We start from the raw sequence: 12,264 nt of genomic DNA, 5'->3' as shown, positions 1-12,264 counted from the left end.
GGCAGTATGCAGACGTCAGTCAGCGCGCCTTTGCCTGGTGGGCCGGGCCTCGTGGCTCGGCGGCGATGCTCTCCACCACCGAAGGCGGCGCATCGGCCCCTGCCGGCTGGCCCAGAAACTTACCGCCGGACTGGATGAAGGCCTGCAGCGCGGGCACCAGATCAGCGGGCACGGCCACCAGTTGCATACCCAGCACGCGTGCCATCTCGGCCACGGTGGAATAGCGCGGGTCCACATCGCCGGTTTCGGTGCGCTGCACGGCCATGCGGGACAGGCCTGCGCGCTCGGCCAACTGGGCCTGGGTGATGTTCTGGGCCTTGCGGCTGGCAGCCAAGGAAGCAATCAATGCATCAGTCATGCTTCATATCATACTCTTTTTCATGAAAATGAGTATAAAAATATTCATTTCAGCCAAACAATGCAAGCAGCACAAGAAAGCAAGGAAAAAAGATACTTATAGCGATCATTTTTCAAAAAAAGATCACCACAGATATCTTTTATGCCATTTGAAGCGCTGCGCCCTCAAGCCACCCAGACACAAGCCGCAAAGCGGCCCGAGCCGCCCTGCACACCGGGCACACCATCGCGCCGGTGCGAAAAGAACCGCTCCGGGTTGCGCACCGTGCACCAGACGGGGCTGCTGTCGTTGCCATAGAGCCGGGTGATTCCCTGGCGCTGCAGACGGTGGCGGGCCAGTGCGCTCAGATCCGCCTGGAACTTGCCCGGCTTGCCAGCCGCAAAGAAGGCCGCAGCGCTGGCATCGTGCTCCACAAAGGCAGCCTGCACTTCCGGGCCCACCTCGAACTCGGGCTGGCTGATGCAGGGGCCGAGCCAGGCGAGTGTCTGCGCGGCAATGTCTGCCAGGCTCATATCCTGGCCCAGTTGCTTGCGCACCAGTTGGGCGTACGCCGCAAAACAGGTTTCCAGCACCCCGACACCGCCCTGGCCGACGAGCCCTCGCCACCCCGCATGCGCCGCGCCCACCACGGGCAGATTGGCGTGCGAGAAGATCACTGGCAGGCAGTCTGCAGCCATCACCGCGCAGCCCATGCCGGGCGTGTCGCTCACGCTGGCATCGGCATCCTGGCCGCTGGTGGCGCACTGGTCGATGTATTTCACATCGGTACCGTGCACCTGGCGCACAAATACCGGCTGGCTGGGCGGTGATGCAGCAGCGACAGTGGAAGAGCTGTCAGCGCCGCCATTCAATGATCTTTTGGCCTCAAGTGCTTGCATGGCCTGTGCAAGCAGCTCTCTATTCTGTAGCACATGCGCAGCCTCATCACCCACATTCAGGCTGAGATTGGTGGTGCCAAAGAGGCCCGTGCTGAACCCGCCCTTGCGGGTGGTGCACAAGGCGTGCACCCGCGCAGGCGCAGGCCAGTCGGGAATGATCCAGTCCTGGGGAAAGGCAGTATCCATCGTGGCGGGCTCCCTCACGCCTGCGCGTCCGGGCAGGCCGAAGGCTGGGCCTTCTGCACGGCGTCCGTTGCCAAGGCGGTCTGGTAAGCCGCCATGGTGAGCGGCAGGCCTTGCAGATCGACATTGAAACGCTGGGCATTGAAGATCTGCGGCACCAGCGCGCAGTCGGCCAGGGTCAGGCTATCGCCCCAGCAAAAGGTGGAAGGCGGCAGGCCCTGCGCCTTGCGCTCGGCAGCCAGCAGCACCAGCTGGCGCTCAAAGGCCTCCAGCCCGGCGCGGCACCAGTGCTGGTACCAGGCGTTTTTCGCCTCTTCGCTCTGGCCCAGCGTGTTCTTCAGGTACCCCAGCACGCGCAGGTTGTTGATGGGGTGGATCTCACAGGCCACCTGCAAGGCCAGCGCACGGATGCGGGCACGCGCCAGCGCGTTACCAGGCAGGAGCGTCGGGGTATCGGGATAGGTTTCCTCCAGCCATTCGATGATGGCAAGCGACTGGTTGAGCCACTGGCCATCTTCGGTTTCCAGTGCGGGCACCAACGCATCGCCCATATGGCTGGCAAAGGCAGGGGCACGGTGTTCGCCCTTGACCAGATGCACCGGCACATAGTCGTAAGACAGGCCTTTGGCATGGAGTGCGATGCGCACGCGGTAGGACGCAGAGGAGCGGAAATAGTTGTGCAGCTTCATGGCTGCACAGCATACCGCAGGCGGGTGGGCGATTGTGCACACAACCAACAGCCAGTCGCGTGCATGACAGTGACTGCAAGGAAGCGCGCGAACCAGGGCGTGGCTTTACACGGCCTTCAACCCTTTTTGCCCGATAATTTTTGCATCGATTCATTGACCCACGCGCCGGTGCTCTGTGCGCCGCCAACCGAGACCAGCATGAGCCACTACGTCATTCCCGCGCCCCAGCAAGCCAGCGTGCCCGTGCACGGCAGCAGCGACCTGTTTCCCGTGCACCGCATCTATTGCGTGGGCCGCAATTACGAAGAGCACGCCAAGGAGATGGGGTTTACCGGCCGTGAAGCGCCTTTCTTCTTCATGAAGCCCGCCGATGCCATCGTGCCGGTGGCCGTAGGCACCACGGGCGAGGTACCCTACCCCACGCTCACCAGCAACCTGCACCACGAGATCGAGCTGGTGGTGGCCATTGGCAAGGGGGGCAAGAACATCTCGGCTGCCGACGCCGCCCAGCACATCTGGGGCTACGCCGTGGGCCTGGACATGACCCGCCGCGATCTGCAGGGCGAGATGAAGAAGCAAGGCCGCCCCTGGGAGATCGGCAAGGCCTTTGAAGCCAGCGCGCCCATCGCCCCGCTGGTGCCCGCAGCCCAGGCGGGTGACGTGAACAATGCCGACATCTGGCTCCAGGTCAACGGCGCCGAGCGCCAGCGCAGCAACGTGAGCAAGCTGATCTGGAACATTGCAGAAACCATCGAAGTGCTGTCGCAGGCATGGGAGCTGCAGGCGGGCGACCTGATCTTCACCGGCACCCCCGAAGGGGTGGCCGCCGTCGTCAAGGGCGATGTGCTCGAAGGCGGCGTCGCCGGCCTGCCATCGCTCAAGATCCAACTGGTGTAATTGCCAGCGCACGCCAAGAACGCCACCCACTGCGGTGGCGTTTTTCATGGCCGCATTGGCGCATGGCTGCATCAGAGTGGAATGGCAAAATGCCCTCTCAGAACGTGTTTACGATCTCTACGCAGCCGCGCGAGGAGATCGTAAACACGTTCTTAAAAGCAACTGCTGCATGCAGCCAACAAGCCGGGGTCGCCATTTTGCAACCACCCGCTGCACAGCCCCACCAATAGCGCACAATAGCGCCCATGACATCTCGCGCCCCCGTTGATTACTGCCGCCAATGCGGCACCAAGGTAGAGCACCGCATTCCCGATGATGGCGACACCAAGATCCGCGCCGTCTGCCCTGCCTGCAGCGTCATCCATTATGAAAACCCGCTCAACGTGGTCGGCACGGTGCCCTACCTGGGCGACCAGGTGTTGCTGTGCAAGCGCAATATCGAGCCGCGCAAGGGCTACTGGACGCTGCCCGCAGGCTTCATGGAGCTGGGTGAAACCACGGGTGCAGGCGCTGCGCGAGAAACCGATGAGGAAGCCGGTGCAGACATCACCCTGGGGCCACTGTTTTCCGTCATCAACGTGCCCCATGTCGGCCAGGTGCATCTCTTTTACCTGGCACAACTCAACAGCAGCGCATTCAACCCTGGCTGGGAGACGATGGAGGCGAGACTGTTCACCGAAGCGGAAATTCCATGGGACGACATTGCCTTCCGCACCGTCAAGGTGACCTTGAAGCGCTACTTTGAAGACCGCAAGCGGGGCGCATTTGGCTTTCACGCCGTGGATCTGGAGCCGCCAAAGGAAATGCGCTAGCAGCACCCGCAGGTCAGCCACCCCGCACCAGACACCGTGCATCAGAATTTCGAAGGAACACCGTCCATGTCTCTCTCTCCATCCCGCCGCCAATTTGTCCGCACTGCTGCCTCGGGCCTTGCACTGGTGGGCCTGTACGCAGGCGTTCTGCCGGCCAGCCATGCCGCCAAGCTGGTCGACATGGCCCAGGCCATGGTCGAAAAATACAAGCTCGGCCACACCCTGCCCCAGGTGGCCTTGCAGTTGGCGGCCAAATCACCCGATTACCAGACGCTGATCGACAAGATGGGCGCGCAACAGGCCCAGCAGCAGCTGATGGCCGCTGCCCGCCAAGTGGTGCCGCAATACCAGAAGCAATGGGATGCGCAGCTGGCCAATGCCTATGCGCAGACCTTCAGCGAGCCGCAGCTCAAATCCTTGCTGGAACTGGGCCCCCAATCCCCGCATGCGCAGCTGATGCAAAGCAAGCAGGCCGAGATCAACCAGCAGATGCAGAAAAGCAGCTCAGGCATGCTGCGCGAAATGCTGGGCAAGCTGTTTGCCGCCGCCCAGCAGCCCGCCGCCAAACCGGCAGACAAGGCGCCGGAAAAGGCCAAGAAGTAAGCTGCTGGCGCCATGATTGCCCGGCTTCGCCCACTGACTTTGTCGCGCTTGCTCAGCGGCGCAACGTTTTCGGTGTCAGCCCGGCAGGCCAGATCCCTCTGCCTGAAAGGTCTTCAGCAATTGAGCACATTCCCCGACCGATGGCACACGCGACCATCGGGCCCGGTCAACATGTTGGGATTGCTGGACTTGCGGAACACACCGCCCTGGCTGTCATAGCAGTAGTTGGCATTGCAGTTCGTGATGGTGGTAGGCGTATTGGGCGCCGCGTTAGGCTGCACGGCCTTTGCAGGCGGCTGCAAACGCTCGGTGCTGGAGCCACAGGCCGCATTGGCCTTGGCAATGGCCGCATTCACCTGATCGCGCTTTTCAGCCTCATTTCTGGCGATGGCGCTGCGCGCAGTGTCCAGATCGCGCTGTGCAAGCCTGCAGTCCTCCATGTCCTGAAGGCCCGGCTGGGAGCCTTGCGCGTAAACCTGTACATGCACGCAGGCTGCGGCGAGCAACCCGCATGCTGCCAAAAGTTGAACCCGTTTCATCTGCGCTCCTTGCGATCTATTGCGGGAAGTTGGCGCACTTTGTGCATCGCTCTGAAGGTGACACAAGCCCCTTCAAGGCTGATCACACCGCTCCATACTGCGCCACGGCATCTGGTAGTCCTGGCACCCTCCTCTTGTGCCATCAAACCTGACCGGTTTTCAGCAACTGCAGCATGCCTGCCTCGTCAAGCACGGGCACGCCCAGTTCTTCGGCCTTGGCCAGCTTGCTGCCGGCCTCTGCGCCCGCCACCACATAGCTGGTTTTCTTGCTGACCGAGCCCGAGACCTTGGCACCAGCGGCTTCGAGCAGGTCCTTGGCCTCGTCGCGGCCCATGGTCGGCAGGGTGCCGGTCAACACCACCGTCATGCCAGCGAGGATCTGCGGCGGCTTCTCGGCGGGCGCGCCCTCTTCCCAGTGCACCCCGGCAGCGCGCAGTTGCTCCACCACCTCGCGGTTGTGCGGTTGCGCAAAAAAGGTGTGGATGCTCTGCGCCACCACCGGGCCCACGTCGTTCACCTGCAGCAGCGCTTCGACCGAGGCGTCCATGATCGCATCGAGCACACCAAAGTGCTTGGCCAGATCCCTGGCGGTGGATTCGCCCACATGGCGTATCCCCAGGCCGAACAGAAAGCGCTGCAGGCTGGTCTTCTTGGATGATTCCAGCGCCGCCAGCACGTTCTGTGCAGATTTCTCGGCCATGCGCTCCAGGCCCGACAAGGTGGCGATCCCCAGTTTGTACAAATCGGGCAAGGTGCGGATCACACCGGCGTCGACAAGCTGATCAACCAGCTTGTCGCCCAGGCCTTCAATGTCCATCGCGCGGCGGGCGGCAAAGTGCAGGATGGCCTCCTTGCGCTGCGCGGGGCAGAACAGGCCGCCGGTGCATCGGTGGTTGGCCTCGCCCTTCTCGCGCACCACGGCGCTGCCGCAGATGGGGCATGCGACAGGCATGTGAAAGTTGGGCACATAAGGGCTACGCGGCCCCGGCTGCAAAGCCGCATCGGTACCCGGCACAGGAGCGACGCGGCCCACCACCTCGGGAATCACATCGCCCGCGCGGCGCACGATCACCTGATCGCCCACGCGCACGCCCTTCTTGCGGATGTCAAACACATTCGACAAGGTGGCATTGGTGACGGTGACACCGCCCACAAACACGGGAGCCAGGCGCGCCACAGGCGTGAGCTTGCCGGTGCGGCCCACCTGGACGTCAATGCCCTCCAGGCGCGTCACCATCTCTTGCGCCGGGTATTTGTGCGCAACGGCCCAGCGCGGCTCGCGGCTGACAAAACCCAGTTCGCGCTGTTGCGCCCGGCTGTTGACCTTGTAGACCACGCCATCGATCTCGTAGCCCAGGCTGCCCCGCTCTGCGCCCATGCGCTGGTGAAAGGCGACGAGTTCGCCCGCTCCGCGTGCCAGGCAGACTTGTGGCGCCACCGGAAAACCCCAGGCCTTGATCTGCATCAGCATGGCGTAGTGGCTCTGCCAGTCCGGCCCACCGCTAGCCGCAGGGGTGACTTCACCCACGCCATAGGCAAAGAATGACAGCGGGCGCTGCGCGGTGATGTTGGAATCGAGCTGGCGCACCGCCCCTGCCGCCGCGTTGCGCGGGTTGACGAAGGTCTTGCCGCCTGCGGCCTCCTGCTTGCGGTTGAGCGCATCGAAGTCATCGCGGCGCATATAGACTTCGCCCCGCACTTCCAGCACCGGGGGCACGCCCGCGTTCTGTGGCAGGCTGAGCGGTATCTGGCGGATGGTGCGGATGTTGTGCGTCACGTCCTCGCCAATCTCGCCGTCCCCGCGTGTGGTGGCCTGCACCAGCAGGCCGTTTTCGTAGCGCAGGTTCATGGCAAGGCCATCGAACTTGGGCTCGGCCACGTATTCCACGGGCGGGGCCGAGGCATCGAGCCCCAGCTCCTTGCGGATGCGCGTATCGAAAGCCTCCGCACCACTGGCCTCGTTGTCTGTTTCGGTGCGGATGCTGAGCATGGGCACCGCGTGGCGCACCGGTGTCAAGCCGTCGAGCACCGCGCCAATCACCCGCTGGGTGGGCGAATCGGGCGTCACCAGTTCGGGGTGCGCCTTCTCCAGTGCTTCCAGCTCCTGGTAGACGCGGTCGTATTCGCCATCAGGCACGCTCGGCGTGTCGAGCACATAGTATTCGTGCGCCCAGCGAACCAGTTGGTCGCGCAGCGCTTTTATTTTGATAGCTGCCTGCGCCTTTGTAGCGTGCGCCGGAGTCGAAAAAAGATCAAAAGTATCAGCCATGAGACTTGCTTCCAAAGCACAAGGCGGGTGGCATTCTTCGCCCACCCGCCTTGTCAAAAGAATAGCTGCTCGCGCTTGCTACAAAAGGATTTCAAACGTAAATCTATCTGAAATGCTTTGAGGACAAGCGCCAACAGCTCATTTTTTTATCAACTGAACAAACGCCGCGCCGCCAGCGAGCCCGCTGCCAGCTCGCGTTCTTCGAGCTGGTCGTACAGGTTCTCCAGGTCCTGCGCGATCGGGTCCACCACCATCACCGGCAGTGGCGTGCCGTTCTGGTCGCAGATCACACCGTCCATCTCGGCGCACAGGGCTTCCGCGGCAGCACGCATCTTGTCGAAAGGCGCTTCGCTGCGGCTGACGTGGGGCACATCCAGGCTCAGCAGCACATCACGCAGCGCGCTTTGCTCCGGGTCATCTGCCAAGGCTGCCTGGGCATCGTAGGTCAGCGCCAGAATGGATGGCATCTGCGCAATGCTGGATGGCATCACCATACGGCCAGGGCCTGCAGGCACAAAGCCGTGCTTGGCGGCGACCTGCGCAACATAACCGGGGCTCCACGAAGCGCGCTTGGCGCGCAGCATGAAGGCCAGCTGGGCATCGTGCTCGCTGGCAAAGGCATCCAGCTCGCGGGCGCGGGCCACTTCCTGCAGCATGTCGGGCAGATCGGGCGAGGCGCCGATGGTGTCGGCAAACTGCTGCACCTTGCCGACAAATTCGGAAAACTCGATCTCGTTCATCGGGCCGTGGCGGTTGGCCAGCTGAATGCCCGCCTGGAAGCCGGTGTAGCGCTCGCCCGCCTTGGGCAGCTCCCAGGTCTGGGTTGCCTGGTTCATGCCTTCGATGTTGAAGGCCTTGTTGCCCGCGCGAAAACTGCTGGGCATGGCAGCAATGGCGGCATTGCCCGAGACGATGCCATCAGTATGGACGGGTGCAATCGCGTCGGTCAGCGCATCCAGTATTTGCTGGCGGTCACCCAGGTAGGTACCCGGGTTGCCGCTGCGCGCCACGGCGCCTGCGGGAAAGGCGTCTGCACTGGCATTGCCGCCCAGGTTGCCACCCAGGCGCGGGCCCTGCCCGCCCAGCTGGGCATCCAGCACCGGGTCGCCCGTGGCACCGCCTACCTTGCCGTCAAAGCCGGGCTCGAAACGCGCGTCGTCCTCGCCCACCGGCAGTGCGCCGCCAACCTCTTCGGGTTTGGGTTTCTTGGGTTCGTTGCGGCGGGCAGACCAGGTGTTGAAGCCGACATACAGCGCCAGAATGACACCAAAGGTGATGACCAGGGCCAGTTGAAAATTACTCATACGATTTCGTTGTAAATATCCCAGGGTCGACGCACACAACGGCGAACAGCGGGCATCGCTTTGCGAAAAGCATGCTCCCACCGGGTGTGCGCAGGCCGCGTATCCGTATCCATCAGACCGATTCGGCCATCGTCAGCGCGGATTCCATATCCACGGCCACGATGCGCGAAACGCCCTGCTCCTGCATTGTTACACCAATGAGCTGCTGCGCAATCTCCATGGCAATCTTGTTGTGACTGATGAAAAGGAACTGGGTTCCCCGGCTCATACTGGCCACCAGCTTGGCGTAGCGCTCGGTATTGGCGTCGTCCAGCGGCGCATCCACCTCATCCAGCAAGCAAAACGGTGCGGGATTGAGCTGGAAGATCGCAAACACCAGCGCAATCGCCGTGAGCGCCTTCTCACCCCCCGACAGCAGGTGAATGGTCTGGTTCTTCTTGCCGGGCGGCTGCGCCATCACCTGGACGCCAGAGTCGAGAATCTCGTCGCCGGTGATGATGAGCTTGGCCTGGCCGCCACCAAACAGTTCGGGGAACATGCGGCCAAAGTGCTGGTTCACCGTATCGAAGGTGCCCGAGAGCAATTGCCGCGTCTCCGCGTCGATCTTCTTGATCGCGTCTTCGAGGGTCGTCATCGCCTCGGTCAAGTCCTTCATCTGCGAGTCGAGGAAGGTCTTGCGCTCGCGGGCGTGGTTCAACTCGTCCAGCGCTGCCAGGTTGACGGCGCCCAGCGCGTCGATTTCGCGGTGCAGGCGGTCAATCTCACTTTGCAGGCCAGTCAGGCGCACATTGCCTTCCTGAATGGATGCGGCCAGCGCCTCCATATCGGCCTGCGCGTCGTTCAGCAAGGTGGTGTACTGCTCCAGGCCCAGTTGCGCGGCCTGTTCCTTGAGCTTGAATTCGGTGATACGGTCGCGCAGCGGCTGCAGATCCCGCTCGAACTGCTGGCGGCGCTCGTCGCTGCCGCGCAGGCGGGCGGTCAAGTCGTCATACTCGCTGCGGCGCGCGGCAAGCTCTTTTTCGCGCTCCATTTTCAGGTTCAGCGCGTCCTGCAGGCCGCCCTGGGCGGCTGCGTCGTTCAGGCGCCCCTGCTCCTCTTGGGCGCGCACCTGCTCATCGGCGAGGGCCTTGGCCTGCTGTATGGCCGTCTCCATGGTGCGGCCAAGCTCGGCGCGGCGTGCATCCATGCTGCGCTGACCGAACACGGCCTCCTGCGCCTGGCGCTCCAGCGCACGCAGCTGCTCGCGGGCACCGGTCAGCTTGCGCTCGAACTCGTAGACCTGCTCGTCCAGCTGCGCGTGGCGCTCCTGGCTATCGGCCAGCTGCATGTCCAGCTCTTCAAAACGGGCCTCGGCGGCAATGCGGCGCTCTTGGATCTCTTCGAGCTGGATCGTCACTTCCGACAGATCCGCATCCAGCTGCGCCGTGCGTGCGCGCGCCTGCTCGGCCAACTGGGTCTGGCGCAGGGTTTCGACCTGCAGCTCGTGGGCGCGGTTGCGGGTTTCGGCCGCATCGTTGCGGGCCGTTACCAGGCGCTGCGATGCATCAGCATAGGCCGATTCGGCGCGCACCAGGGCGTTGCGGGCTTCTTCGCCGATCAGCGACTGCGCACGCAGCTCCTTTTCCAGGTGTTCGATCTCCTGGGCCCGCGCCAGCATGCCCGATTGCTCGGAATCCTGCGCGTAAAAGCTCACGCTATGGCTGCTGACGGCGTGGCCCGTGGGCACAAAAATGGTTTCGCCCGCCTTGAGGCGGGCGCGCTGCGCCAGCGCCTCGTCGAGGGTCGGGGCCGTGTAGCAGCCGCACAGCCAGTCGGACAGCACGGCGCGCAGGCCTGCATCGTGTACGCGCAGCAGGTCGGCCAATTGGGCCATCTGCCCTTGCGGCGCGGCGCCGGGAGCCTGCGGCAGGCTGTAGAACGCCAGACGCGCAGGCGGCGCATCCTGCGCACCGGCGCCCAGAAAGCCGCGCACCATGTCGAGGCGGCTCACTTCCAGGGATGACAGGCGCTCGCGCAGCGCCGCTTCCAGCGCGTTTTCCCAGCCAGGCTCGATCTGGATGCGGCTCCACAGGCCCTGCAATCCGTCCAGGCCATGCTTGGCCAACCAGGGCTGCAGCTTGCCGTCGGTCTTTACCTTTTCCTGCAGGGCCTTGAGGGCATCGAGGCGCGCGGCCAGTTCGGCCTGGCGGGCGCCTTCACTGTTGACCTGCTGCTGTTTCTCGCGGCGCGCCTCGTCGAGCTGGGGCACGCTGTCCTGCAGCTCCAGCAGCCGCGCCTCGGCAATCTCGGCGGCCTCGGCAGCTTCATCGTTCTGCTGCTTCAGGTTGGCAAGGCGCGCCTCGTCGGGCGCTGCCATGGCATTGCGGTCGGTGCGCAGGCGCTCGCTGCGCACTTCCAGACCACGGCTTTGTTCGTTCAGGCTGCGCTGCTCGGCGGCCAGCACCTGGATCTGCTGCTGCACCTGGGTGACGGCGCCACGCTGCTCATTGGCGCGCTGCTGCGCCTGGCGGTGCGCATCTTCCATGTCAGGCAATTGCTGGCTCTGCTCTTCAAGCTGGGCAGCCAGCATTTCGGCCTTTTCCTCGGCGTCCATGCCCTGGCCGGTCAGGGTTTCGAGCTCGGCCTCGGATTCCTCCTTGCGCACCATCCACATGGCGATCTGCTCGGCCAGTTGCACCAGGCGGTTTTCGACGCGCTGACGGCCTTCCACCACGTAGCGGATTTCGGCCTCCAGCCGACCCACCTCGGCTGTCGCCTCGTAGAGCTTGCCTTGGGCCTGGTTGACGGTATCGCCCGCCGCATAGTGGGCCTGGCGGATCGATTCCAGATCGGCCTCGACATGGCGCAGGTCGGCCATGCGCGACTCCAGGTCGTTGACAGCCTTGAGTCCTTCGATCCGCACCTTTTCCTGGTCTTCTGCCGCATCGCTGCGCTTGAGGAACCACAGCTGTTGCTGCTTGAGCGTGGCGCTGGCGTTCAGCGCGTTGTATTTGGCGGCCACCTCGGCCTGCTTTTCCAGCTTTTCGAGGTTGTTGTTCAGCTCGCGCAGAATGTCTTCGACGCGGGTGAGGTTCTCGCGCGTGTCGTTGAGGCGGTTCTCGGTCTCGCGGCGGCGCTCCTTGTATTTGGAGACCCCAGCGGCTTCTTCGAGGAACAGGCGCAGCTCTTCGGGGCGCGATTCGATGATGCGGCTGATCGTGCCCTGCCCGATGATGGCGTAGGCCCGCGGGCCCAGGCCGGTGCCGAGGAACACGTCCTGCACATCGCGCCGGCGCACCGGCATGTTGTTGATGAAATAGCTGCTGGTGCCGTCACGGGTGAGCACGCGCTTGACGGCAATTTCGGTGTACTGGCTCCACTGCCCGCCTGCACGGTGATCGCTGTTGTCGAACACCAGCTCCACGCTGGAGCGGCTGGCCGGCTTGCGATGGTTGGTGCCGTTGAAGATCACGTCCTGCATCGACTCACCGCGCAGCTCGCTCGCCTTGGATTCACCCAGCACCCAGCGCACCGCATCCATGATGTTGGACTTGCCGCAGCCGTTGGGCCCCACCACGCCCACCAGTTGGCCAGGGAGCATGAAATTGGTCGGCTCCGCAAACGATTTGAAGCCAGCAAGCTTGATGGAATTGAGACGCACGGTGCTTTTTTACTTTTCTCGGTCGGGATCGATGGCGTGGAACAAACAATGAATGGCAGGCCGACATAATACCGTGCAAGCCCTGCCTGCCA

10 protein-coding genes are annotated in these 12,264 nt (G+C 63.5%); 3 read left to right on the top strand and 7 right to left on the bottom strand.

The features are described 5' to 3' along the window. Positions 1 to 19: 19 nt before the first annotated feature. The 3 genes from ABIE32_RS13575 to maiA form a co-directional block, all read right to left on the bottom strand. Complete coding sequence (locus ABIE32_RS13575; RefSeq protein ID WP_224152373.1) at positions 20 to 358, bottom strand: helix-turn-helix domain-containing protein; 339 nt, start codon at positions 356 to 358, stop codon at positions 20 to 22. A 164-nt stretch (positions 359 to 522) separates the two neighbouring features. Continuing rightward, entirely contained in the window at positions 523 to 1,422 is a 900-nt protein-coding gene (locus tag ABIE32_RS13570) for a polyphenol oxidase family protein (RefSeq protein WP_429016894.1), read from the bottom strand. 14 nt (positions 1,423 to 1,436) lie between these two features. Further along, the gene (maiA, locus tag ABIE32_RS13565) at positions 1,437 to 2,108 is read right to left on the bottom strand and encodes a maleylacetoacetate isomerase (protein ID WP_429016892.1); all 672 of its coding nucleotides are present in this window, start codon (positions 2,106 to 2,108) and stop codon (positions 1,437 to 1,439) included. A gap of 198 nt (positions 2,109 to 2,306) precedes the next feature. Here maiA and ABIE32_RS13560 point away from each other — a divergent pair, with 198 nt between their 5' ends. From ABIE32_RS13560 to ABIE32_RS13550, 3 genes are all read left to right on the top strand, one after another. Continuing rightward, positions 2,307 to 3,005, top strand: coding sequence for a fumarylacetoacetate hydrolase family protein (locus ABIE32_RS13560; protein WP_429016889.1), 699 nt, complete (start codon positions 2,307 to 2,309; stop codon positions 3,003 to 3,005). A 245-nt stretch (positions 3,006 to 3,250) separates the two neighbouring features. Further along, a complete protein-coding gene (locus tag ABIE32_RS13555) occupies positions 3,251 to 3,817 on the top strand; it encodes an NUDIX hydrolase (protein WP_429016888.1) in 567 nt (188 codons plus the stop codon). A gap of 66 nt (positions 3,818 to 3,883) precedes the next feature. Then, positions 3,884 to 4,420, top strand: coding sequence for a hypothetical protein (locus tag ABIE32_RS13550; RefSeq protein WP_429016885.1), 537 nt, complete (start codon positions 3,884 to 3,886; stop codon positions 4,418 to 4,420). Between the two features lie 113 nt (positions 4,421 to 4,533). Here ABIE32_RS13550 and ABIE32_RS13545 read toward each other — a convergent pair whose 3' ends face one another. From ABIE32_RS13545 to smc, 4 genes are all read right to left on the bottom strand, one after another. Further along, positions 4,534 to 4,959, bottom strand: a complete 426-nt coding sequence (locus ABIE32_RS13545; RefSeq protein WP_429016883.1) for a hypothetical protein — start codon at positions 4,957 to 4,959, stop codon at positions 4,534 to 4,536. A gap of 142 nt (positions 4,960 to 5,101) precedes the next feature. Next, on the bottom strand, positions 5,102 to 7,228 hold the full coding sequence (ligA, locus tag ABIE32_RS13540; RefSeq protein WP_429016881.1) for an NAD-dependent DNA ligase LigA: 2,127 nt from the start codon (positions 7,226 to 7,228) through the stop codon (positions 5,102 to 5,104). Between the two features lie 149 nt (positions 7,229 to 7,377). Next, entirely contained in the window at positions 7,378 to 8,532 is a 1,155-nt protein-coding gene (locus ABIE32_RS13535) for a cell division protein ZipA C-terminal FtsZ-binding domain-containing protein (RefSeq protein ID WP_429016879.1), read from the bottom strand. Between the two features lie 112 nt (positions 8,533 to 8,644). Beyond that, positions 8,645 to 12,172: a chromosome segregation protein SMC gene (gene smc, locus ABIE32_RS13530; RefSeq protein WP_429016877.1), complete on the bottom strand. Its 3,528-nt coding sequence runs from the start codon at positions 12,170 to 12,172 to the stop codon at positions 8,645 to 8,647. Between the last annotated feature and the right edge of the window lie 92 nt (positions 12,173 to 12,264).

Origin of the sequence: Comamonas sp. 4034 (genome assembly GCF_050434545.1) — a bacterium.
GTDB classification, from domain to species: Bacteria; Pseudomonadota; Gammaproteobacteria; order Burkholderiales; family Burkholderiaceae_C; genus Comamonas; species Comamonas odontotermitis.
The sequence above is the reverse complement of the archived record's forward strand: the minus strand, read 5'-3'. Positions and strand labels throughout refer to the sequence as shown.

Coding starts and splice junctions, on each gene's coding strand:
- ABIE32_RS13575 (WP_224152373.1), bottom strand. CDS start 358: ATGACTGATGCATTGATTGCTTCCTTGGCTGCCAGCCGCAAGGCCCAG.
- ligA (WP_429016881.1), bottom strand. CDS start 7,228: ATGGCTGATACTTTTGATCTTTTTTCGACTCCGGCGCACGCTACAAAG.
- ABIE32_RS13560 (WP_429016889.1), top strand. CDS start 2,307: ATGAGCCACTACGTCATTCCCGCGCCCCAGCAAGCCAGCGTGCCCGTG.
- ABIE32_RS13545 (WP_429016883.1), bottom strand. CDS start 4,959: ATGAAACGGGTTCAACTTTTGGCAGCATGCGGGTTGCTCGCCGCAGCC.
- ABIE32_RS13555 (WP_429016888.1), top strand. CDS start 3,251: ATGACATCTCGCGCCCCCGTTGATTACTGCCGCCAATGCGGCACCAAG.
- ABIE32_RS13535 (WP_429016879.1), bottom strand. CDS start 8,532: ATGAGTAATTTTCAACTGGCCCTGGTCATCACCTTTGGTGTCATTCTG.
- ABIE32_RS13570 (WP_429016894.1), bottom strand. CDS start 1,422: ATGGATACTGCCTTTCCCCAGGACTGGATCATTCCCGACTGGCCTGCG.
- maiA (WP_429016892.1), bottom strand. CDS start 2,108: ATGAAGCTGCACAACTATTTCCGCTCCTCTGCGTCCTACCGCGTGCGC.
- ABIE32_RS13550 (WP_429016885.1), top strand. CDS start 3,884: ATGTCTCTCTCTCCATCCCGCCGCCAATTTGTCCGCACTGCTGCCTCG.